20 protein-coding genes are annotated in these 21,941 nt (G+C 59.4%); 16 read left to right on the forward strand and 4 right to left on the reverse strand.

The window, feature by feature from the left end:
- Positions 1 to 17 precede the first annotated feature (17 nt).
- Complete coding sequence (locus ACEN8E_RS20980) at positions 18 to 644, forward strand: LysE family translocator (RefSeq protein WP_495589700.1); 627 nt, start codon at positions 18 to 20, stop codon at positions 642 to 644.
- 253 nt (positions 645 to 897) lie between these two features.
- On the opposite strand, the gene uraH is transcribed toward ACEN8E_RS20980, so the two are convergent.
- A complete protein-coding gene (uraH, locus tag ACEN8E_RS20985; RefSeq protein ID WP_008017679.1) occupies positions 898 to 1,251 on the reverse strand; it encodes a hydroxyisourate hydrolase in 354 nt (117 codons plus the stop codon).
- A 434-nt stretch (positions 1,252 to 1,685) separates the two neighbouring features.
- Between uraH and puuE the strand changes: the two genes are divergently transcribed.
- From puuE to ACEN8E_RS21025, 8 genes are all read left to right on the forward strand, one after another.
- The gene (gene puuE, locus ACEN8E_RS20990; RefSeq protein WP_495589701.1) at positions 1,686 to 2,612 is read left to right on the forward strand and encodes an allantoinase PuuE; all 927 of its coding nucleotides are present in this window, start codon (positions 1,686 to 1,688) and stop codon (positions 2,610 to 2,612) included.
- Positions 2,609 to 3,124 carry a 2-oxo-4-hydroxy-4-carboxy-5-ureidoimidazoline decarboxylase gene (gene uraD, locus ACEN8E_RS20995; protein ID WP_495589702.1) on the forward strand — a complete coding sequence of 172 codons (516 nt, stop codon included), beginning with the start codon at positions 2,609 to 2,611 and terminating at the stop codon, positions 3,122 to 3,124. The genes puuE and uraD overlap by 4 nt, the downstream gene beginning before the upstream one ends.
- A 90-nt stretch (positions 3,125 to 3,214) precedes the next feature.
- On the forward strand, positions 3,215 to 4,210 hold the full coding sequence (gene alc / locus ACEN8E_RS21000; RefSeq protein WP_495589703.1) for an allantoicase: 996 nt from the start codon (positions 3,215 to 3,217) through the stop codon (positions 4,208 to 4,210).
- Between the two features lie 120 nt (positions 4,211 to 4,330).
- Entirely contained in the window at positions 4,331 to 4,834 is a 504-nt protein-coding gene (locus ACEN8E_RS21005) for an ureidoglycolate lyase (RefSeq protein WP_008017683.1), read from the forward strand.
- Positions 4,835 to 4,884: 50 nt separating this feature from the next.
- Complete coding sequence (locus ACEN8E_RS21010) at positions 4,885 to 6,186, forward strand: urate hydroxylase PuuD (RefSeq protein ID WP_495589704.1); 1,302 nt, start codon at positions 4,885 to 4,887, stop codon at positions 6,184 to 6,186.
- Between the two features lie 136 nt (positions 6,187 to 6,322).
- A complete protein-coding gene (locus ACEN8E_RS21015; protein ID WP_495589705.1) occupies positions 6,323 to 7,675 on the forward strand; it encodes a nucleobase:cation symporter-2 family protein in 1,353 nt (450 codons plus the stop codon).
- Positions 7,676 to 7,846: 171 nt separating this feature from the next.
- Positions 7,847 to 8,632: an outer membrane protein OmpK gene (locus ACEN8E_RS21020; protein ID WP_495589706.1), complete on the forward strand. Its 786-nt coding sequence runs from the start codon at positions 7,847 to 7,849 to the stop codon at positions 8,630 to 8,632.
- 377 nt (positions 8,633 to 9,009) lie between these two features.
- The gene (locus ACEN8E_RS21025; RefSeq protein WP_322614256.1) at positions 9,010 to 9,795 is read left to right on the forward strand and encodes an outer membrane protein OmpK; all 786 of its coding nucleotides are present in this window, start codon (positions 9,010 to 9,012) and stop codon (positions 9,793 to 9,795) included.
- 66 nt (positions 9,796 to 9,861) lie between these two features.
- On the opposite strand, the gene ACEN8E_RS21030 is transcribed toward ACEN8E_RS21025, so the two are convergent.
- The 3 genes from ACEN8E_RS21030 to ACEN8E_RS21040 form a co-directional block, all read right to left on the reverse strand.
- Positions 9,862 to 12,666, reverse strand: coding sequence for an RHS repeat domain-containing protein (locus ACEN8E_RS21030; protein WP_495589707.1), 2,805 nt, complete (start codon positions 12,664 to 12,666; stop codon positions 9,862 to 9,864).
- A 72-nt stretch (positions 12,667 to 12,738) separates the two neighbouring features.
- Positions 12,739 to 13,908: a patatin-like phospholipase family protein gene (locus ACEN8E_RS21035; RefSeq protein WP_495589708.1), complete on the reverse strand. Its 1,170-nt coding sequence runs from the start codon at positions 13,906 to 13,908 to the stop codon at positions 12,739 to 12,741.
- 153 nt (positions 13,909 to 14,061) lie between these two features.
- Positions 14,062 to 14,994 carry a lipid A biosynthesis lauroyl acyltransferase gene (locus tag ACEN8E_RS21040; protein ID WP_495589709.1) on the reverse strand — a complete coding sequence of 311 codons (933 nt, stop codon included), beginning with the start codon at positions 14,992 to 14,994 and terminating at the stop codon, positions 14,062 to 14,064.
- Positions 14,995 to 15,112: 118 nt separating this feature from the next.
- On the opposite strand from ACEN8E_RS21040, the gene minC reads away from it, so the two are divergent.
- From minC to ACEN8E_RS21075, 7 genes are all read left to right on the forward strand, one after another.
- Positions 15,113 to 15,850 (forward strand): septum site-determining protein MinC, encoded by a 738-nt coding sequence (gene minC / locus ACEN8E_RS21045; RefSeq protein ID WP_495589710.1) that lies wholly within the window; start codon positions 15,113 to 15,115, stop codon positions 15,848 to 15,850.
- A 201-nt stretch (positions 15,851 to 16,051) separates the two neighbouring features.
- A complete protein-coding gene (gene minD / locus ACEN8E_RS21050) occupies positions 16,052 to 16,864 on the forward strand; it encodes a septum site-determining protein MinD (protein WP_007974946.1) in 813 nt (270 codons plus the stop codon).
- A 3-nt stretch (positions 16,865 to 16,867) separates the two neighbouring features.
- Positions 16,868 to 17,122: a cell division topological specificity factor MinE gene (gene minE, locus ACEN8E_RS21055; protein ID WP_007974947.1), complete on the forward strand. Its 255-nt coding sequence runs from the start codon at positions 16,868 to 16,870 to the stop codon at positions 17,120 to 17,122.
- Positions 17,123 to 17,213: 91 nt separating this feature from the next.
- Positions 17,214 to 17,849, forward strand: a complete 636-nt coding sequence (locus tag ACEN8E_RS21060; protein WP_008017695.1) for an RluA family pseudouridine synthase — start codon at positions 17,214 to 17,216, stop codon at positions 17,847 to 17,849.
- Positions 17,850 to 18,053: 204 nt separating this feature from the next.
- The gene (locus ACEN8E_RS21065; protein WP_495589711.1) at positions 18,054 to 19,343 is read left to right on the forward strand and encodes a M18 family aminopeptidase; all 1,290 of its coding nucleotides are present in this window, start codon (positions 18,054 to 18,056) and stop codon (positions 19,341 to 19,343) included.
- Positions 19,344 to 19,381: 38 nt separating this feature from the next.
- Entirely contained in the window at positions 19,382 to 19,699 is a 318-nt protein-coding gene (locus tag ACEN8E_RS21070; protein WP_495593412.1) for a hypothetical protein, read from the forward strand.
- Positions 19,700 to 19,825: 126 nt separating this feature from the next.
- Positions 19,826 to 21,937: a mechanosensitive ion channel family protein gene (locus tag ACEN8E_RS21075; RefSeq protein WP_495589712.1), complete on the forward strand. Its 2,112-nt coding sequence runs from the start codon at positions 19,826 to 19,828 to the stop codon at positions 21,935 to 21,937.
- Positions 21,938 to 21,941: the final 4 nt, after the last annotated feature.

The following is a 21,941-nucleotide window of genomic DNA, read 5'->3' on the forward strand; positions in this document are numbered from 1 at the left end:
GCAAATGGAGGAAAGTGATGAATCTGGAAACCTGGCTGCTGTTCAGCGGCGCTGCGCTGATAGTGATCCTGATCCCGGGGCCGCTGTCGTTGCTGATGATCAGCAACAGTCTGAATTACGGCCTGCGCCGCTCTTACCCGGCCTTTCTTGGCGGCGTATCGGCCTCGATCTGCCTGTTGAGCGCTTCGGCGTTGGGCCTGGGTGCGTTGTTGCTGGCTTCGGAACAGCTGTTCAGTGCCCTGAAGATTCTTGGCGCGCTTTACCTGTTCTACCTCGCCTGGCAGAGCTGGCAGCAGTCGCGCCAGCCGTCCCACGGCGCTGAAGTGCCACAGGCAGCAGCGGTGCCACGCTTTCGTGCACTGTTCGGGCGTGCGTTCATGCTGGGCGCGAGCAACCCGAAAGACATTCTGTTCTTCGCCGCCTTCCTGCCGCAGTTCCTGAGTGCCGAACAGCCGTTCCTGCCGCAACTGTTGGTGATGATTGCGACCTGGACCCTGCTCGACCTGCTGTGCAAATTGGCCTATGGCCTCGGCGCCCATGGTGCGGCGCGGTATCTGCGCAGCGGCAAGGGGCAGAGCTGGTTCAATAGGGTGAGTGCGGGCTTGTTCAGTGGTGCGGGGGCTGCGTCCCTTCTGAGCCGCTAACAGCTGTAGGAGCGAGCTTGCTCGCGATGGTCGTCAACGATAACGCGTGCGTTCTGGATCAGCGCGGCGTACCGGAGATCATCGCGAGCAAGCTCGCTCCTACAGGGGATTTGTGAGCGCCGCAGATCCGACGATGGCGTCAGACCAGGCGCAGCATTTTTCAAGACGAAAAAAAGCCCGCAGTGTGAGCGGGCGAAAGACCAAAGAAGCTATATGCGCAGTCGCTTCCAGGGTGCAGCAGCTGCTTGGGGGATCAGCTGCCGCGGTATGTCGAATAGCTGTAAGGCGAAATCAGCAGCGGCACGTGGTAGTGATCCTGCTCGGCAGAGATGCCGAAACGCAGCACTACGACATCCAGGAAGGCAGGCTCCGGCAGCTTGACGCCACGGGCGCGGTAGTAATCGCCGGCATGAAACTGAACCTGATAGACCCCGGTGCGGTAGTCATCGCCTTGCAGCAGCGGTGCATCGACACGGCCATCGCTGTTGGTAACTGCAGTGGCGACCAATTCCAGCTGCGAACCTTCAACGCGGTACAACTCGACCTTGATCGAGCTGCCCGGGCAACCGTGTGCTGCGTCTAAAACGTGTGTAGTCAAACGTCCCATTGATTCTGCGCGCCTGCCTGCGTGGAGCAGTCAGACTTCGCGCCTCCCGAAGTCAGTTGAAAAGGAGACCGCACCGATTCTGAACACGAAAAGCTGCGGCGAGCGATTGATTAAGACACTTTCCATAAAAATTGTACACAATAAAAACGACATTTTTCGCTTAACCCCCGCCACCAGCGTATTTGGCATCGATTTCCGGCCAAACCGTACAGCCTATGCCCCCCTCAGCAAATTACTGACCAGTCAGGCAGATTTCTTGCAGGCTCACGCCAATCGCAGTAAAAGATGACCGCCGGTGAAAAATGCGAAAATTCAGGCTTACAAAGTGAATATAAAGTTGTATACAATCAGCCCATCGCTGTGACGCAAGCCTGCCACCCATTTTTCAGCTGCGTCGCACCCACCGTCATCATCGAACAAGAAGGAAGCCCGCAGTGAGCGCTGACTACCCACGCGAACTGGTCGGTTACGGCAGTAACCCTCCGCACCCACACTGGCCGGGCAATGCCCGCATTGCCCTGTCGTTCGTACTCAATTACGAAGAAGGTGGCGAGCGCAACATCCTGCACGGCGACAAAGAGTCCGAAGCGTTCCTCTCGGAAATGGTTTCTGCCCAACCGCTGCAAGGCGCGCGCAACATGAGCATGGAGTCCCTTTACGAGTATGGCAGCCGTGCCGGTGTATGGCGGATCCTCAAGCTGTTCAAGGAATTCGACATTCCGCTGACCATCTTCGCCGTGGCCATGGCCGCCCAGCGTCACCCGGACGTGATCCGCGCCATGGTCGATGCCGGCCACGAGATCTGCAGCCACGGCTACCGCTGGATCGACTACCAGTACATGGATGAGGCCCAGGAACGCGAGCACATGCTCGAAGCGATCCGCATCCTCACCGAAATCACCGGTGAACGCCCGCTGGGCTGGTACACCGGCCGCACCGGCCCGAACACCCGTCGCCTGGTGATGGAAGAAGGTGGTTTCCTCTACGACAGCGACACCTACGACGATGACCTGCCCTACTGGGAACCGAACAACCCGACCGGCAAGCCACACCTGGTGATCCCGTACACCCTGGACACCAACGACATGCGCTTCACCCAGGTACAGGGTTTCAACAAGGGCGACGACTTCTTCGAATACCTCAAGGATGCGTTCGACGTGCTCTACGCCGAAGGCGCCGAAGCACCGAAAATGCTGTCGATCGGCCTGCACTGCCGCCTGATCGGCCGTCCGGCGCGTCTGGCTTCGCTCAAGCGCTTTATCGAATACGCTAAAAGTCATGAACAGGTGTGGTTCAGCCGTCGCGTCGACATCGCGCGCCACTGGCAGGAAACCCACCCGTACCAAGGGGCTGCCAAATGAGCACCTTTCAAACCGTCAAACCGTCGACCCTGAGCCGCGATGCTTTCGTCGCCGCTTTCGCCGACATCTACGAACATTCGCCATGGGTGGCCGAGAAGGCCTTCGACCTGGGCCAGGACGCTTCGATCGACCAGATCGAAACCCTGCACCAGCGCATGAGCGACATCCTGTTGAGCGCCGATCACACCAGTCAGCTGGCCCTGATCAACGCTCACCCGGACCTGGCTGGCAAAGCCGCCGTCCAGGGCCAGCTGACCGAAGCCAGCACCCATGAACAGGCTGGCGCCGGTATTCACCAATGCACGGCCGAAGAGTTCCAGCGCTTCACCGAGCTGAACGACGCCTACAAGGCCAAGTTCAAGTTTCCCTTCATCATGGCGGTAAAAGGCAGCAACCGGCATCAGATCCTCGCAGCGTTCGAAACGCGCATCCACAACCCGGTCGACACCGAGTTCAAGTGCGCGCTGGCGCAGATCAACAAGATCGCCCTGTTCCGATTACTGACCCTATAGCAAGCCTGGCCCCGGCGGATTCAAGAACGCCGAAACCGCCCGGGGCCTGGCAAGCATCCCAAGCCACTTATTTAAAGGCAGACAAGAAGAATGAAAGCTTACGCCGTACCTTTCGAGAAGTTCGTCAACCTGGCCGATGCCCGCCTGGGCACCAAAATCATCTCGGTCACCGATGACTGGTTCGCAGACGCCAACCGTCTGTTCCAACCGACCCCGGCCGTATGGAAGGAGGGCGTGTTCGATGACAACGGCAAGTGGATGGACGGCTGGGAATCGCGTCGCAAGCGCTTCGAAGGCTTCGACAGCGCAGTGATTCGCCTGGGCGTGCCAGGTTCGATCAAGGGCGTCGACATCGACACTTCATTCTTCACCGGCAACTTCCCGCCATCGGCCTCCCTGGAAGCCTGCTTCCTGGCCTCGGGCGAACCGGACGAAAACACCCAGTGGGTTGAAGTGCTGTCGGCCGTCGAGCTGCAAGGCAACAGCCACCACTACCACGAAATCAACAACGACCAGGCCTTCAGCCACCTGCGCTTCAACATCTACCCGGATGGCGGCGTGGCCCGTCTGCGCGTGTACGGCGTGCCGTTCCGCGACTGGTCGGCCATCGGCGACAACGAACAGGTCGACCTGGCCGCAGCCCTCAACGGTGGTCGCGCCCTCGCCTGCTCCGACGAACACTTCGGCCGCATGAGCAACATCCTCAACCCGGGCCGTGGCATCAACATGGGCGACGGCTGGGAAACCGCGCGTCGTCGCACGCCGGGCAATGACTGGGTCATCGTCGCGCTGGGCCATGCCGGTGAAGTCGAGAAAGTCATCGTCGACACCCTGCACTTCAAGGGCAACTACCCGGACAGCTGCTCGATCCAGGGCGCCTTCGTCAAGGGCGGTACCGACAGCCAGATCGAAACCCAGTCGCTGTTCTGGCGCGAACTGCTGCCAAGCCAGAAGCTGGAAATGCACGCCGAACACACCTTCGCCGAGCAGATCAAGGCACTGGGCCCGATCACCCACATCCGCCTGAACGTGTTCCCGGATGGTGGTGTGAGCCGCCTGCGCGTTTTGGGCAAGGTCGCGAAGTAAGCGGTGCGGCCATTCGCGAGCAGGCTCGCTCCCACAAGGGTACGCGGTCGAAATGTGGGAGCGAGCCTGCTCGCGAAGACAATAGAACAGACAACAACGAATTCGGATAAGAAGAACAGCATGCGCACACTGACGATTGAACCGCTGACCAAAGAAGCCTTCGCCCCTTTCGGTGACGTGATCGAAACCGACGGCAGCGATCACTTCATGATCAACAACGGTTCGACCATGCGCTTCCACAAACTGGCGACGGTGGAAACCGCCACGCCAGAGGACAAGGCGATCATCAGCATTTTCCGCGCCGACGCGCAGGACATGCCGCTAACCGTCAGCATGCTGGAGCGTCATCCGCTGGGCAGCCAGGCTTTCATTCCGCTGCTCGGCAACCCCTTTCTGATCGTGGTCGCGCCACTTGGCGATGCACCTGTATCAGGCTTGGTCCGCGCCTTCGTCACCAACGGCAGGCAGGGCATCAATTACCATCGCGGCGTCTGGCACCACCCGGTGCTGACGATCGAAAAGCGGGATGACTTCCTGGTGGTTGATCGCAGTGGCACAGGCAATAACTGCGATGAGCATTTTTTCAAAGAGGATGAGCGTTTGATCCTCGCCCCCCACCAATAAGAGAAGGTCCGATCACTCGACAACAGAGTGACGGGCGAGAGGTAAAGACTGTGGAAGCACATCTGTTGGAATGGCTGAACCTGAGCGTGCGCTGGGTTCACATGATTACTGGCGTGGCCTGGATCGGTGCGTCGTTCTATTTCGTCTGGCTGGAAAACAACCTCAATCGGGTCAACCCGAAAAGCGGTCTGGCGGGCGATTTGTGGGCAATCCACGGTGGCGGTATCTACCACCTGGAAAAATACAAACTGGCGCCACCGACCATGCCGGACAACCTGCACTGGTTCAAATGGGAAGCCTACTTCACCTGGATGTCGGGTATCGCGCTGCTGTGCGTGGTGTTCTACTCCAACCCGACGCTCTACCTGCTGGCTCCGGGCAGCACCCTGAGCGGTCCGGAAGGCGTGGCCATTGGTATCGGCTCGCTGTTCATCGGCTGGTTCATCTACTCCTTCCTGTGCGACTCGGCCCTGGGCAAACGCCCTGCCCTGCTGGGTTTCATCCTGTTCGTACTGATCATCGGCGCGGCCTACGGCTTCAGCAAAGTGTTCAGCGGTCGGGGTGCGTACCTGCACGTCGGTGCGATCATCGGCACCATTATGGTCGGCAACGTGTTCCGCATCATCATGCCGGCGCAGCGTGCACTGGTAGCAGCGATCGCCGAGAACCGCACGCCGGATCCGGCGCTGCCGGCCAAAGGCCTGCTGCGTTCGCGCCACAACAACTACTTCACCTTGCCAGTGCTGTTCATCATGATCAGCAACCACTTCCCGAGCACCTACGGCAGCCAGTACAACTGGTTGATCCTGGCCGGGATCGCGGTACTGGCGGTGTTGGTGCGTCACTACTTCAACACCCGTCACGACAGCCACAAGTTTGCCTGGACCCTGCCTGTGGCAGCCGTCGGCATGATCAGCCTGGCTTACGTTACCGGCCCTGCGCCGTTGAACAGCCCGGAAGTGGCCAAGGCGCCAGCGAAGATCGAATACCAGCCACTGCCGGAAACAGCCGTGGGTGGTGGTTTGAAACCCGCTGAAGCCAAACCTGCCGAAGCGCCTGCAGCTGCACCGGCGCAGGCCTCCAACGCCGGCCCGGGCTTCGACAAGGTACACAGCGTGATCCAGGAACGTTGCGCCGTCTGCCATTCGGCCAAGCCGACCAGTCCGCTGTTCAGTGCGGCCCCTGCCGGTGTGATGTTCGACACCCCCGAGCAGATCCGCCAGAACGCGGCGCGCATCCAGGCGCAAGCCGTCACCAGCCAGATCATGCCACTGGGTAACATCACGCAGATGACCCAGCAGGAACGTGACCTGATCGGTGCCTGGATTGTTCAGGGTGCTCCGACCAACTAAGTAAAAAGCTTCGCGAGCAGGCTCGCTCCCACAGGTTTTGCATAGCTTGTGTGGGAGCGAGCCTGCTCGCGAATGGCCGCACCGCGGTCAATCTGATGCACAAAAACACAAGAATAAAAAAGATCCGAGGTGTTGCATGTCCGAGCTATCCGCAGCGCGCATCCCCGACGCACCCGCCATTCAGCGTTTGCCCCTTTTGCAACTGATCCTGGTTGGCCTGCAACACGTTCTGCTGATGTACGGCGGAGCCATCGCAGTGCCGCTGATCATCGGACAGGCCGCTGGCCTGAGTCGTGAAGAAATCGCCTTCCTGATCAACGCCGACCTGCTGGTGGCTGGTATCGCCACCATCGTCCAGTCCCTCGGCATCGGCCCCATGGGCATTCGCATGCCAGTGATGATGGGCGCCAGTTTCGCCGCCGTCGGCAGCATGGTCGCCATGGCCGGCATGCCCGGTATCGGCCTGCAGGGGATCTTCGGCGCCACCATCGCCGCCGGGTTCTTCGGCATGCTCATCGCCCCGTTCATGTCCAAAGTCGTGCGCTTCTTCCCGCCGCTGGTGACCGGCACGGTCATCACCTCGATCGGCTTGTCGCTGTTCCCCGTGGCCGTGAACTGGGCCGGCGGTGGTGCTGACGCCACTCAATTCGGCTCCCCCATCTACCTGACCATTGCCGCACTGGTGCTGGGTACCATTTTGCTGGTGCACCGTTTCATGCGCGGTTTCTGGGTCAATATTTCCGTACTGATCGGCATGTGCCTGGGCTACGTACTCTGCGGCCTGCTCGGCATGGTCGACCTCAGTGGCATGGCTCAGGCACCGTGGCTGCAATTCGTCACCCCGCTGCATTTCGGCATGCCGAAATTCGAACTGGCACCGATCCTGTCGATGTGCCTGGTGGTAGTGATCATCTTCGTCGAGTCCACCGGGATGTTCATCGCGCTGGGCAAGATCACCGGCCAGGAAGTCTGCCCACGGATGCTGCGTCGCGGCTTGCTGTGCGATGCCGGCGCTTCGTTCTTCGCCGGCTTCTTCAACACCTTCACCCACTCTTCCTTTGCCCAGAACATCGGCCTGGTGCAGATGACCGGCGTGCGTTGCCGTTCGGTGACCATCGTTGCCGGCGGGTTGCTGATCGTGCTGAGCCTGCTGCCCAAAGCCGCGTTCCTGGTGGCCTCGATTCCTCCGGCAGTACTGGGTGGCGCAGCGATTGCGATGTTCGGCATGGTCGCCGCCACCGGGATCAAGATTCTCCAGGAAGCCGACATCGGTGACCGTCGCAACCAGTTGCTGGTGGCGGTGAGCATCGGCATGGGGCTGATCCCGGTAGTACGCCCGGAGTTTTTCGCCCACCTGCCCGTGTGGATGAGCCCGATCACCCACAGCGGCATCGCCATGGCCACCCTCAGCGCGCTGGCGCTGAACCTGCTGTTCAACATCCTTGGCGGCGCTGAACGCGCATCCGCCAACGACTGCCACGCCCACTAAGACATAAACGCCCCCCCTCTGTAGGAGCGAGCCTGCTCGCGATGAACCCGAGAACACCGCGTTTATCCAGATAACACGCGTAATCGTTGACGACCATCGCGAGCAGGCTCGCTCCTACAGGGTTTGGGGCTGCCTGCGCCACAGAAAAATAAAAACAAGAGGGAGCAACAGATGATTCGGACACAAACCAACCTGCTGTTGTGTGGTGGCCTGCTGGCCGCGAGTCAGGCCATGGCCGGCGATTTGCTGCTGTGGCAGACCAACAGCCTGAGCTACCTGTACGGCAAGGATTTCGTGGTCAACCCGCACATCCAGCAGACGATCACTTTCGAACATGCCGACCGCTGGAAGTACGGCGACAACTTCATGTTCATCGACAGCACTTACTACAACGGCGACAAAGACCGGAACAAAGGCGTTCACGCCTATTACGGCGAGTTCAGCCCGCGTCTCTCCTTCGGCAAGATCCTCGACCGCCGTTTCGAATTCGGCCCGGTCAAGGACGTGCTGCTGGCCATGACCTACGAGAACGGCGAAGACGACACCGAGGCCTACCTGATCGGCCCTGGCTTCGACCTTGCGGTACCGGGCTTCAATTTTTTCACCTTGAACTTCTATTACCGTCAGACCGAAGGCTCGCGCCCCGGCGACGATGTCTGGCAAATCACGCCGGCCTGGTCCTACATCCTGCCATTAGGCAACTCGAACCTGTTGATCGACGGCTACATCGACTGGGTGGTGGATAACGACCAGAACTCACATGGCACTTATCACGCCAACCTGCACTTCAACCCGCAGATCAAGTACGACCTGGGCAAGGCCCTGGGCTGGCGGGAGAAACAGGTGTACGCCGGCGTCGAGTACAGCTACTGGAAAGACAAGTACGGCATCGAAAACAGCTCCCGTTTCGACACCAATGAAAACACCACCAGCCTGCTGGTGAAGGTGCATTTCTGATGCTGCCCCGCAACCGCGCCCCAAACCTGTCGTCGGTGCGTCGTTGCGGAGCACTTGAGACCTGGCCGAGGAGTCAGTATTCTCCGCGGCCGCCCGAATCCGGTTTAAAAAAAAGCCCGGATTTAAAACCTGACCAGCAGGCCAACTTATCCCGGCGCTGGCAGGTACCAAGGCACCCCAAAACCCCTCTCAATCGACTGCTCTTGAGCCGCCGAACGGGAGTTTTTTTGCTTTTTGAAAGCCTTGGCCCAGCTCTTGCCAACCGCACTGAAGCTGACCGAACGGATGATTTTTTTACAGCTACAGAACAGGCGCCACACCAGAGCGCCGACCTTAAAAAAATAACGTGGAACCACCTACTTTTTGGGAGCAACCGAATGAAACGTACGTGCACTAGCCTGATGCTGGCGGGATCGATGCTGGCCGGGGGCCAGGCCATGGCCGGCGATTTGCTGCAGTGGCAGAACAATAGCCTGACCTACCTGTATGGCAAGGACTTCCAGGTCAACCCGCGCATCCAGCAGACGGTGACCTTCGAACACGCCGACGGCTGGAAGTACGGCGACAACTTCTTCTTCATCGACAAAATCTTCTACAACGGCAAGGAAGACGCCTTCGCGGGCAAGAACACCCACTACGGCGAGTTCAGCCCGCGCCTGTCGTTCAACAAGATCTTCGACCAGAAGTTCGAGTTCGGCCCGATCAAGGACGTGCTGCTGGCCATGACCTATGAATTCGGCGAGGACGACACCGAGTCCTACCTGATCGGTCCGGGCTTCGACCTGGCCATCCCGGGCTTCGACTACTTCCAGTTGAACTTCTACAACCGTCACACCGAAGGCGACCGCCCGGGCGACAACATCTGGCAGGTCACGCCGGTCTGGTCCTACACCATCCCGGTGGGTGGCTCGGACGTGCTGATCGACGGCTTCATGGACTGGGTCGTCGACAATGATGTGAACAAAAAAGGCGAATACCACGCCAACTTGCACTTCAATCCACAGGTCAAATACGACCTGGGCAAGGCGTTGAACCTGGGTGCCAAGCAGTTGTACGTCGGTGTCGAGTACGACTACTGGAAAAACAAGTACGGGATTGAAGACAGCCAGGGCTTCAAGACTGATCAGAGCGTGACCAGCTTCCTGGTGAAGGTTCATTTCTGACGTCAAAACCGGGTCTGATTGCCACTTGGCGGTGTGAAATCGCCAAGTGGCACCCTTACCACTCACTTAAGAGTAATAATGTTGCAATAGCAGATTCGAGGAGCCACCCAGCCTGCTTTTCAACTGTTCGAAATTTACGGTAGTGCCAGTACGAAAATCGAAGACATTATTCGGTAATACACTCTCCACGCCAGATGAGCCTCGCGTCACTTTTGGAGGTTCAACCTCTTTCATCGATACATGTACATAACTCTGGTCTTTACCTTTAACAAAGACATCTACAACGCCGACAGAGATAATCTCAAACGCTGCTGCAGGCATTACAACGGACTCAGCTTCATTAATGCGATCTTTGACTCGTAATGCATCAGGCGCAATTGGTTTTGGACTGAAATGTTCAGCGATCTCAAAAATCACCGATGTTTCATCAAAATAAATAGCGCTTTCATTAAGACCCGCAAATTCGGCAGCGATGTAAGGGTTTTCAGTAAGCGAAGTAAAGTCAGTATTAATTAAAACAGAGCCGGGACCGAGGTTGCCCTGCCTGAAAAACTCTCCTGATGTTCCTCGTCCTCCTGAACCACCCCGATAGAGAGGTACAACACCGGTATGCGGGAGAGCGTTAACAATTTTTGTCAACGCACTAACACGAGCGATATCATTTGACGCCACAAAAAATAAAGAAAAAGGTGGCCCAGTCAGCATTCCATGCTCTCTGCCATACCTTAAGTAATCATTTACCATCAAATTCGAATCGTAAGCATAAGCCCTAAAATAATCCCGACGCATACTACTTGGCTTGACATCAAAAGCATTATAAACAGACTCTTGACGCTCCATCGCGACACGCCCTGCATTGACTTTCATATCCTCCCAGTTTCCATTTTTTGTGAGAAATTCGTTTATCCCCTTCCTCACCAACCCACCGAGATCCGCATTAGCAATAGGATCATTCGCAACAAAGATAAAAAAATTTACACCGTCAATATTTCCCGCAGGATCCGCACTCACCCAGCGCTGCAACCAAGGTGCGTAGTACCTATAGCCATAATAGTAAAGGCCCGTCGCATCCCGCTCTTTACCCGAATAACGAATCGTCTTGTATTCAGCCTCGATTTCGCGGGAGCCACACCACAACGCAGTCCCGCCAAACGGGTAGTAAACCTCCCGACTCAGCAGCGCTCCCAGTTCATCCAGCTCCAGCGTGCAGCTATTCAAATGATCACTCAAGCAATAACGCAGTTGGTCGTTGCGTACACCTTTGGGCCGCCTCTCAACCCAGTGCAAGGCCCGCACATGGCTAAGCCCCGCCTCGACACTCAGCACATGCCGCTCTTCGCCGGTAGCCGTATCACGATGGATTTCCAGCCCCGGCAAGTAACGAACTTCAGCACGCAGCGTGCGACGAGCCGTCGAGATGAGTCGGACCTTTCTCAGTCGATGCCCGGGACTGTCGTAGACATAACATTCGCTATCGTCAGGCCCGTCCTCCCGCCGGACCATCGTCACGCGACTCAACTGGTTGCGAAAGTCCCAACTCATATTCTGGCCGCGCAGCAGTTCCAGTTGATTACCGTTGGCATCAAAGCCACCCGCCAGATTGCCTTCATCCGCAACGCTGCGATTGCTGGCGGTCGAGGTAAACATCTCGAACGTCTCCACGCCGCTGTGATGACGGGATTGCAGATTCCCGGCAGCGTCGTAATTGAAGGTCTGGGTGTAATTGCGCAACTGGTTGGGGTCCAGCGGCGTGGCCTGCCAGGCTGGTAATGCCGGACCATAATCGGGCCGACTCACTTCCCGGCCGGTTGCTTCGATCAGCTGATAGAGGCTGTCATAGCGATAGCGGTTGATCGGGTCGATCCGTTGATGATTGAAATAGCGCGTCAACGCCACCTTGTCTTCGATACTTGAAATATTGCCGACCGGATCGTATTCATACTCGAGGTTTTGCAATGGTTGGTCATTGCGGGACAGCAACTGCAGCAAACGCCCATCTTCATCGGCGTAGCGAGCGGTGGTGGTAACGCCGTTTCCGGCCCGTTCGCTTTCAACCCTGCCGAAGGCGTCGTAGCGGATTTCACTGACGAGCAAATGCGGGCTTTCTGCAGAACCCGCCAACTTCAATCGAACGTCAAGTAACTGACCGGCCCGGTCGTAAGCGAAAAACCTGGAGTTGTCCATCGCGTCGGCCTGAGCGTACATCTCCCCCAACGGACCGTATCGCTGAGCCGTCGTGAACACCTCTGTCTCCAGCCAGCGCTCACGCTCCACGACATTGGACGGCCAGTCTGGTGGATCAAGGGTGAGCAAAAACCGGGTCTGCTCCGCCAATGCGACAGTGCCCACGCCGTACTCACTCAGGATGCGTGTGCCAGCCGGATGATCATGACGGACCAGTTGGCCGCACTGGTTATGAACCGCAAACTCATCTGCCCCACTACCATAAGCAAAACACTCGGCGACACGCGGCGAGTCATCCTCCATCTGCTCCGTCACAGTTGTCGGACGCTGAAGCTCATCGTACTCAGTGTGGCGCTCGCTCCCGCGACCGTCCCAGAATGACCGTGCCATACCGGCCTGATCCAGCAAGCTCAGTTGCCATCCGGCATCGACGCTGTCCACCAGCAAAGGCTGACTGCGTAAATCATAGATCGTTGCAAGATTCGGCTTCGGCGCCGTTCCCCATAATCGTGGGTCCCAGGCAGCCACCAGTCTTCCGGCAGCGTCCAGGTGATTGCGGGTGATGCGAGTCTCAATGCTCGGGTTCAGCGGATGACGACAATACGCGATACTGCGTACAGCCAAACCGCGCGAATCCACCACTGACACGCTCGGTGTGTGAGCATCAATCCATTGCGCAGCCGCCATCTTCGAACCCTCCGCCAATGGGGTTCAATCTGATGGAATAACTTGAGCACATCTACTGTCAGATCTGACAGTTCAAACGGTCTCAGCCACCGGGATTCCCAGAAACCGGCACAACTCCCCGCGCTTGGCCAACGCATCCCGCCGCCCCAGTTCGATCAACTCGCTGCAATACCCCGCCTCGAACAGCAGGTAACTCAAAACCCCTGCCCCACTGGTCTTGGTCGCGCCCGGCCCGCGCAGAAACAGGCGCAATGCGGGTGGCAATTCCTGGCGATGTCGCGCAGCGATCTCATCGATCGGCTGGCTCGGTGAAATCACCAGCACGTCCACCGGCGCCACGCCCAAGGCGCGGGTCGGCGTACCGTCGGGCATCAAGCGACTGAACTGGTTCAGGCGCTGCAACAACTCGATATCGCTTTCCAGGCTATCAATGAACGTACTGTTGAGCATGTGCCCGCCAATCTGCGCCAGGGTGGGTTGTTGCCCGGTGTAAGCGCGTTGCAGTGGCTGCTCCGGATCGAAACCACGCGGGTTGCCGCTGACGCCCACCACCAGCACGCGACTGGCGCCCAGGTGCAGTGCCGGACTGATCGGCGCCGACTGACGCACCGCGCCATCACCAAAATATTCTTCACCAATTTTCACCGGGGCGAACAGCAGCGGTATGGCCGAACTGGCGAGCAGGTGTTCAACGGACAATTGAGTGGGGACGCCGATGCGCCGATGGCGCAACCAGGCATCGATCTTGCCGCCGCCCTGATAGAAGGTGACTGCCTGGCCGGACTCATAGCCGAAGGCCGTGACCGCCACCGCGTGCAATTGCTTCTGTGCGATTGCTTCGGTGATGCCACTCATATGCAGCTTGTCGTTGAGCAGATGGCGCAGCGGAGAACTGTTGAGCAAGGCCACCGGCATGTGTTTACCGATGCCGAGCAAACTGTGGCTGACAAAGCGGCTGGCCTGGCGGATCACCCCGGGCCAATCGCTGCGCAACACCAGATGACTGCGAAAACCCTGCCAGAAGGCCGTCAGGCGTTCGATGGCGTTACGAAAGTCCATTGCCCCGCTGGCGAGGCTGACCGCGTTGATCGCACCTGCCGAGGTGCCGACGATCACCGGAAACGGATTGCTCGCCCCCGGCGGCAGCAATTCGGCAATCGCCGCCAACACACCGACCTGATAGGCCGCCCGAGCCCCGCCGCCGGAAAGAATCAACCCTGTAACCGGTTCGCCTGGACTCATGCACAACTCTCCATGGTGCTTGATGGGATTTTCCATTCCCCTGTAGGAGCGAGCCTGCTCGCGATGGTCGTGATAACGCCGCTGGGTGTCAGGTGCCCCGCGTTATCGTTGACCACCATCGCGAGCAGGCTCGCTCCTACAGGGGATCGTTGTTCAACCGCGTTTGGCGTACAGCTTCGGCTCGCCCGGTGGACGGCTCTTGAAGCGGCGGTGGGCCCACAGGTATTGCTCAGGATGATCGCGCAGCACACTTTCGATCCACTGGTTGATGCGCAGGCAGTCGGCTTCCTCGGTTTCGCCGGGGAAGCCTTCGAGCGGCGCATGGATCACCAGGCGATAACCGCTGCCGTCCGCCAGACGCTCCTGGGTGAACGGCACCACCAACGCCTTGCCCAGCCGTGCAAACTTGCTGGTGGCGGTGACAGTCGCGGCCTGAATGCCGAACAGCGGCACGAAGATGCTTTGCTTGGCGCCATAGTCCTGATCCGGTGCGTACCAGATCGCGCGGCCCGAGCGCAGCAATTTGAGCATGCCGCGCACGTCTTCGCGTTCCACCGCCAGCGAATCGAGGTTGTGCCGCTCGCGGCCCTGGCGCTGGATGTAGTCGAACAAGGGGTTCTTGTGCTCGCGGTACATGCCGTCGATGGTGTGTTGCTGGCCGAGCAGTGCCGCACCGATTTCCAGGGTGGTGAAATGCAGGGCCATCAGGATCACGCCCTTGCCTTCGCGCTGGGCCTGCTGCAGATACTCCAGCCCTTCAACGTGAGCGAGAGCCGCCAGGCGCTTGCGCGACCACCACCAGCTCATCGCCATCTCAAAAAAAGCGATGCCGGTGGAGGCGAAGTTTTCCTTGAGCAGGCGTTTGCGTTCGGCGGCGGTTTTTTCAGGAAAACACAGTTCCAGATTGCGCTGGGCAATGCGCCGTCTGTCGCCGGCCACGCGATACATCAATGCGCCCAGTGCGCGACCGATCCGCAGCAGTGCCGGATACGGCAACTGGACGATCAGCCACAACAGCCCCAGGCCACACCACAGCGGCCAGAAACGTGGAGATAGAAATGCTTTTCGAAAACGCGGGCGGTCCATTAATGCTTCCGGAATGACAATGGCCGCGCATTCTACATCGTTCGACCCGGCTTGCGGCCTGCGGGCGTTCTCGTTATAAGTCTCGGCACTTTTAGTGACAAGTCGTTGTATGCCGACCATGAGCCAAACCGAACCGCTAGACCAAGATCCCGTGTTCCAGTTGAAGGGCAGCATGCTGGCCATTACGGTGCTGGAACTGGCCCGTAACGACCTCGAAAGCCTTGATCGGCAACTGGCCGCCAAGGTCGCCCAGGCGCCCAACTTCTTCAGCAACGCGCCGCTGGTACTGGCCCTGGACAAACTCCCGGCCAACGAAGGCGCTATCGATCTGCCGGGGCTGATGCGTATCTGCCGCCAGCATGGCCTGCGTACCCTGGCGATCCGTGCCAGTCGCATCGAAGACATTGCCGCCGCCATCGCGGTCGACCTGCCGGTGCTGCCGCCGTCCGGTGCCCGGGAGCGTCCACTGGACCTGAGCGAAGGTGAACCGAAGAAAAAACCGGAAAAACCGCCCGAGCCGACGATCAAGCCGACGAAAATCATCACCTCGCCGGTACGTGGTGGCCAGCAGATTTATGCCCAGGGCAGCGACCTGGTGGTGATTTCCTCGGTCAGCCCGGGGGCGGAACTTCTCGCCGATGGCAACATCCATGTATACGGCCCGATGCGCGGTCGCGTGTTGGCCGGCGTCAAGGGCGACACCAAGGCGCGGATTTTCTGTCAGCAAATGAGTGCTGAACTGATTTCCATCGCCGGGCATTACAAGGTTTCCGAAGATCTGCGCCGCGATCCTCTATGGGGGTCGGGTGTGCAGGTCAGCCTGTCCGGCGACGTGTTGAACATCATTCGGCTTTAACGGATACTGCCGCATTTTCAAGCATCTCTAAAACGTAGCGAAAACGGCTCAAACGAAGTAGGAAAAAGGCCGAAAGCAGTGTTTACCGGGGGTAAATGCCGCTCAAAACCGGATTCCAGCCAAGGCTGTCCGACTGCAGTAGTTTTTCAGGAGATGTTTTTCAGGGGCTGGAAAGTCCTTTTTCCTTAGGGGTGAAACACCTTGGCCAAGATTCTCGTGGTTACATCCGGCAAGGGTGGTGTGGGTAAGACCACCACCAGCGCCGCTATCGGTACCGGCCTCGCTCTGCGCGGTCACAAAACAGTTATCGTCGACTTCGACGTGGGCTTGCGTAACCTCGACCTGATCATGGGTTGCGAGCGCCGCGTGGTGTATGACTTCGTCAACGTGGTCAACGGCGAAGCCAACCTGCAACAGGCCCTGATCAAAGACAAGCGCCTGGAAAACCTCTACGTGCTGGCCGCCAGCCAGACCCGCGACAAAGACGCGCTGACCGTCGAAGGCGTGGAAAAAGTCCTGATGCAACTCAAGGAAGACTTTGAGTTCGTGGTCTGCGACTCCCCGGCGGGCATCGAAAAAGGCGCCCACCTGGCCATGTACTTCGCCGATGAAGCGATCGTCGTGACCAACCCGGAAGTCTCCTCGGTACGTGACTCGGACCGCATGCTCGGCCTGCTGGCCAGCAAGTCCCGTCGTGCCGAACGCGGCGAAGACCCGATCAAGGAACACCTGCTGATTACCCGTTACCACCCGGAGCGTGTGAGCAAAGGCGAAATGCTCGGCGTAGAAGACGTCAAGGAAATCCTTTCGGTGACCCTGCTCGGCGTGATCCCTGAATCCCAGGCGGTGCTCAAGGCATCCAACCAGGGCGTTCCGGTGATTCTCGACGACCAGAGCGATGCCGGCCAGGCCTACAGCGATACCGTTGACCGCCTGCTGGGCAAGACCGTGGATCATCGATTCCTCGATGTACAGAAGAAGGGATTCTTCGAGCGCCTGTTTGGAGGCAACTAAGCAATGAACCTTTTTGACTTCTTTCGTGCCAACAAAAAGCAAAGCACCGCGTCGGTAGCGAAAGAGCGTCTACAGATCATCGTGGCGCACGAACGCGGCCAACGCAGCACCCCGGACTACCTGCCGGCCTTGCAGAAGGAACTGGTCGAGGTGATCCGCAAGTACGTCAACATCGGGTCCGATGACGTGCATGTCGCACTGGAAAGCCAGGGCAGCTGCTCGATTCTGGAACTCAATATCACCCTGCCTGATCGCTGAGTCGATCCGGCAGGAGCCACGGCGGTTCAGGCCCCACGCGCGACTGCGGGGGGCCTGAACCGCCGTTGGCGTTTGTTACGAGGCTGTTTTAATGCCGTTGTCCAACGTCCACATCATCCATCAGGACGCCGCCGTACTGGTGGTGAACAAACCGACCCTGTTGCTCTCCGTCCCTGGTCGGGCCGATGACAACAAGGACTGCCTTATTACCCGCCTGCAGGAAAACGGCTACCCGGAAGCGCGAATCGTCCATCGGCTGGACTGGGAAACCTCCGGCATCATCCTGCTGGCCCGCGATCCGGATACGCACCGTGAACTGTCCCGGCAATTTCACGACCGCGAAACCGAAAAGGCCTACACCGCCCTGTGCTGGGGTCAGCCGGAACTGGACAGTGGCAGCATCGACCTGCCCCTGCGCTACGACCCACCAACCAAGCCACGGCATGTGGTCGATCACGAATTCGGCAAACATGCGCTGACTTTCTGGCGGGTACTGGAACGTTGCGGCGACTGGTGCCGCGTCGAGCTGACACCGATCACCGGCCGCTCCCACCAGTTGCGCGTGCACATGCTCTCGATCGGTCACCCGCTGCTGGGCGACGGGCTGTATGCCCATGAGCAGGCACTGGCGGCCTGGCCGCGCCTGTGCCTGCACGCGAGCATGCTCACGTTCACCCATCCCCAGACCGGCGAACGCCTGCGCTTCGAGTGCCCGGCACCGTTCTGAACGCAACGCACTCCCCCCTGTAGGAGCGAGCTTGCTCGCGATGATCCCAAAAACGCCGCGGGGCGCCAGGCTTCCCGCGTTATCGTTGACGACCATCGCGAGCAAGCTCGCTCCTACAGGGTGGGGCGCCACTCCACCCGCACGTCACCGCCAATTCTCTGACCAATACGTTAAACTGGCGCCATTGCTGTCTGGAGCTACTTTATGCGCGAAGAGTTGAACCAAGGCCTGATCGATTTCCTCAAGGCCTCCCCTACCCCGTTCCACGCCACCGCCAGCCTTGTAAAGCGCCTGGAAGCGGCGGGTTATCAGCGCCTCGACGAACGCGAGCCGTGGAATACCGAAACCAACGGTCGCTACTACGTCACCCGCAACGACTCTTCGATTGTCGCGATCAAGATGGGCCGCCACTCGCCGCTGCACGGCGGCATTCGCCTGGTCGGCGCCCATACCGACAGCCCTTGCCTGCGGGTCAAGCCGCAACCGGAACTGCAACGCCAGGGCTTCTGGCAATTGGGCGTCGAAGTGTATGGCGGTGCGCTGCTGGCGCCGTGGTTCGACCGCGACCTGTCGCTGGCAGGCCGTGTAACCTTCCGGCGTGATGGCAAGGTCGAGAGCCAGTTGATCGACTTCAAGGCTCCGGTCGCGATCATTCCGAACCTGGCGATTCACCTCAACCGCGAAGCCAACATGGGTTGGGCCATCAACGCCCAGACCGAACTGCCGCCGATCCTCGCGCAATTTGCCGGTGACGAGCGCGTGGACTTTCGCGCGGTGCTCACCGACCAACTCGCCCGCGAACACGGCCTGAACGCGGACGTGGTGCTCGATTACGAGCTGAGCTTCTACGACACCCAAAGCGCTGCGGTCATTGGCTTGCATGGCGACTTCATCGCCGGTGCGCGCCTGGACAACCTGCTGTCGTGCTACGCCGGCCTGCAAGCGCTGCTGACGGCCGACACCGACGAAACCTGCGTGCTGGTGTGCAACGATCACGAAGAGGTGGGTTCCTGCTCGGCCTGCGGCGCCGACGGCCCGATGCTTGAGCAGACCTTGCGTCGCCTGCTGCCCGAAGGCGATGAGTTCGTACGCACCATTCAGAAATCCCTGCTGGTTTCGGCCGACAACGCCCACGGCGTGCATCCCAACTACGCCGACAAGCACGATGCCAACCACGGCCCGAAACTCAACGCCGGTCCGGTGATCAAGGTCAACAGCAACCAGCGCTACGCCACCAACAGCGAAACCGCCGGGTTCTTCCGTCACCTGTGCATGGCTGAAGAAGTGCCGGTGCAAAGCTTCGTGGTGCGCAGCGACATGGGTTGTGGTTCGACCATCGGCCCGATCACCGCCAGCCACCTGGGTGTGCGCACCGTGGACATCGGCCTGCCGACGTTCGCCATGCACTCGATCCGCGAACTGTGCGGCAGCCATGACCTGGCGCACCTGGTCAAGGTGCTGAGCGCGTTCTATACCTGCCGCGATTTGCCGTAAGCACCGCAACACCCTGTGTAGGAGCGAGCTCGCTCGCGATGGACGTGAACGATGACGTGGGTTGCCTGGATAATCGCGGCGCCCTGAAGTCCATCGCGAGCAAGCTCGCTCCTACAGACAGACAACACCGTGCAAAAAGCTGCCTAGACTTCCAGTATTCCTTCGACAAGGCTGTCACCATGATTTCGATGTCTACCTTTCACGCCATGCTCATCCCGATTCTTGCCGGGATGCTCATGCTCGCCGTCGGCTTCAACTTTCGCGATAAAAATGCCGGTGTGTTTGTCATGTGGATCGGCATGCTGACCATCCTCGCGACTGTGATCATCAAGATCCTTGCCAAACTCAACGAATAATTCATCGCCCTTGGCTCGCATTGATTTTGACGGGCTCGTACACTCGGTCGATCCGCTCCTTGCGAGGTTGACCGCCTAGTGTTCGCTCGTCTTTTTGCCCTCCCGTGTATTTTCCTTGTCTGCCTGATGACGCTGCTGTCAGTGGCGCCTGCCCAGGCGGCCGGCCTGCCAAGCCTGCTCGGCAGCCAGGCCAAGACCCAGCCCGAAGCACAGGAGCCGCTGGGGCAATCCCTGGACGAAGTGATCAAGTCGCTGGAAAACGATCAGCAACGCACCAGGCTGCTGGCCGACCTGAAAAAGCTCCGTGACGCCACCAAAAAGGCCCAGCCGACGACCGAAGAAGGTGTGCTGGGCCTGATCGGCGGAACCCTGACCAATATCGAGAAGAAGTTATCCGGCGACGACAGTCCGCTCACGCGCTGGTCCAGTGAGTTCGATCAGGCCAGGGAGGAACTGGTGGCACTGGCGTTGCCGGCCAACGAATGGCTGCCGATGCTGTTTGCCTTCGCCATGATCCTGGTGGTCTGGAGCCTGCTGGCCGCCGCCCTGATCTGGATCAGCCACCGCGTGCGGATGCGCTTCGGCCTGCCTGAAGAACTGCCGCAACACCCCCGGGCCCTGGACATGTTGCGCTTCGCCTTGCGCAAACTCGGGCCATGGCTGATCGCTCTGGTGATCACCGTCTACATGAGCTATGCCCTGCCCTCGTCCCTGGGCAAAAGCCTGGCCATGGTACTGGCCTATGCGTTGGTGGTCGGTACCTGCTTCTCGGCCATCTGCGTAATTGCCTTTTCCCTGCTCGACGGCCCGCACCGCCACCGCGCCCTGTACATCCTGCGGCACCAGGCGTTCCGGCCACTGTGGCTGATCGGCAGCTTTGCCGCGTTTGGCGAAGCGCTGAGCGACCCGCAACTGGTCGTCAGCCTCGGCAGCCATCTGGCCCATACCGCCGCGACTGTCGCCAATGTCCTGGCAGCACTCTCCACGGGGCGCTTCATCCTGCGTTTTCGCCGGCCGATCGCCCACCTGATCCGCAACCAGCCGCTGTCCCGACGCCTGACCCGTCGCGCCCTCAACGACACCCTGTCGATTCTCGGCACCTTCTGGTACGTGCCGGCGCTGGTGTTGGTGGCCATCTCGCTGTTCGCGACGTTCATTTCCGCCGGCGACACCAGCACCGCCCTGCGCCAGTCGCTGATCTGCACCGTTTTGCTGGTGTTGTGCATGGTCATCAACGGCCTGGTACGCCGCCACGCCCTCAAGCCGCAGCACGGCATCCGGCGCTACGCGGTGTATTCGGAACGGCTGAAAAACTTCTTCTACACCATCGTCCACCTGCTGGTGTGGCTGGGCTTTATCGAACTCGGCCTGCGGGTCTGGGGCATGTCGTTGATCCGCTTTACCGAAGGCGACGGCCATGAAATCAGCGTCAAACTGTTCAGCCTCGCCGGCACGCTGCTGTTCGCCTGGCTGATCTGGATTCTCAGCGACACCGCCGTGCATCACGCGCTGACCCGCTCACGCAAAGGCCTGGCCAATGCCCGCGCACAGACGATGATGCCGCTGATCCGCAACGTGCTGTTCGTGGCCATTTTCATCGTTGCGTTGATCGTTGCCCTGGCGAACATGGGCATGAACGTCACGCCACTGCTGGCCGGTGCCGGTGTCATCGGCCTGGCCATCGGCTTTGGTGCGCAGTCGCTGGTCGCCGACCTGATTACCGGGTTGTTCATCATCATCGAAGACTCCCTGGCCATCGACGACTACGTGGATGTCGGCGGCCACCTCGGTACGGTCGAAGGCCTGACCATCCGCACCGTGCGGCTGCGGGACATCGATGGCATCGTCCACACCATTCCGTTCAGCGAAATCAAAAGCATCAAGAACTACTCCCGGGAATTCGGCTACGCAATCTTCCGGGTCGCGGTGCCGGCCAGCATGGACATCGACAACGCGATCAAGCTGATGCGCGAAGTCGGCCAGAAAATGCGCACCGACCCGCTGCAACGGCGCAACATCTGGTCGCCACTGGAGTTTCAGGGAGTGGAAAGCTTCGAGTCGGGCAACGCGATCCTGCGCGCCCGTTTCAAGACCGCGCCAATCAAGCAGTGGGAAGTGTCGCGAGCGTTCAACCTGTCGCTGAAACGGCATATGGATGAAGCCGGGCTGGACCTGGCGACACCGCGGATGAGTATCCAGGTGATTACCGCGGGTGGTGCACCAGAACAGTCCGTGTAGAAGG

Source organism: Pseudomonas sp. Pseusp9 (assembly GCF_059491265.1).

What these genes read in the sequence shown, in the direction of transcription:
- ACEN8E_RS21025 (WP_322614256.1), top strand. Translation starts at nt 9,010, where the DNA reads ATGAAACGTACGTGCACTAGCCTGATGCTGGCGGGATCGATGCTGGCC.
- ACEN8E_RS21005 (WP_008017683.1), top strand. Translation starts at nt 4,331, where the DNA reads ATGCGCACACTGACGATTGAACCGCTGACCAAAGAAGCCTTCGCCCCT.
- ACEN8E_RS21070 (WP_495593412.1), top strand. Translation starts at nt 19,382, where the DNA reads ATGGACGTGAACGATGACGTGGGTTGCCTGGATAATCGCGGCGCCCTG.
- minE (WP_007974947.1), top strand. Translation starts at nt 16,868, where the DNA reads ATGAACCTTTTTGACTTCTTTCGTGCCAACAAAAAGCAAAGCACCGCG.
- ACEN8E_RS21030 (WP_495589707.1), bottom strand. Translation starts at nt 12,666, where the DNA reads ATGGCGGCTGCGCAATGGATTGATGCTCACACACCGAGCGTGTCAGTG.
- uraH (WP_008017679.1), bottom strand. Translation starts at nt 1,251, where the DNA reads ATGGGACGTTTGACTACACACGTTTTAGACGCAGCACACGGTTGCCCG.
- ACEN8E_RS21015 (WP_495589705.1), top strand. Translation starts at nt 6,323, where the DNA reads ATGTCCGAGCTATCCGCAGCGCGCATCCCCGACGCACCCGCCATTCAG.
- ACEN8E_RS21035 (WP_495589708.1), bottom strand. Translation starts at nt 13,908, where the DNA reads ATGAGTCCAGGCGAACCGGTTACAGGGTTGATTCTTTCCGGCGGCGGG.
- ACEN8E_RS21065 (WP_495589711.1), top strand. Translation starts at nt 18,054, where the DNA reads ATGCGCGAAGAGTTGAACCAAGGCCTGATCGATTTCCTCAAGGCCTCC.
- ACEN8E_RS21020 (WP_495589706.1), top strand. Translation starts at nt 7,847, where the DNA reads ATGATTCGGACACAAACCAACCTGCTGTTGTGTGGTGGCCTGCTGGCC.
- minC (WP_495589710.1), top strand. Translation starts at nt 15,113, where the DNA reads ATGAGCCAAACCGAACCGCTAGACCAAGATCCCGTGTTCCAGTTGAAG.
- ACEN8E_RS21040 (WP_495589709.1), bottom strand. Translation starts at nt 14,994, where the DNA reads ATGGACCGCCCGCGTTTTCGAAAAGCATTTCTATCTCCACGTTTCTGG.
- alc (WP_495589703.1), top strand. Translation starts at nt 3,215, where the DNA reads ATGAAAGCTTACGCCGTACCTTTCGAGAAGTTCGTCAACCTGGCCGAT.
- ACEN8E_RS20980 (WP_495589700.1), top strand. Translation starts at nt 18, where the DNA reads ATGAATCTGGAAACCTGGCTGCTGTTCAGCGGCGCTGCGCTGATAGTG.
- uraD (WP_495589702.1), top strand. Translation starts at nt 2,609, where the DNA reads ATGAGCACCTTTCAAACCGTCAAACCGTCGACCCTGAGCCGCGATGCT.
- ACEN8E_RS21060 (WP_008017695.1), top strand. Translation starts at nt 17,214, where the DNA reads ATGCCGTTGTCCAACGTCCACATCATCCATCAGGACGCCGCCGTACTG.
- ACEN8E_RS21075 (WP_495589712.1), top strand. Translation starts at nt 19,826, where the DNA reads ATGACGCTGCTGTCAGTGGCGCCTGCCCAGGCGGCCGGCCTGCCAAGC.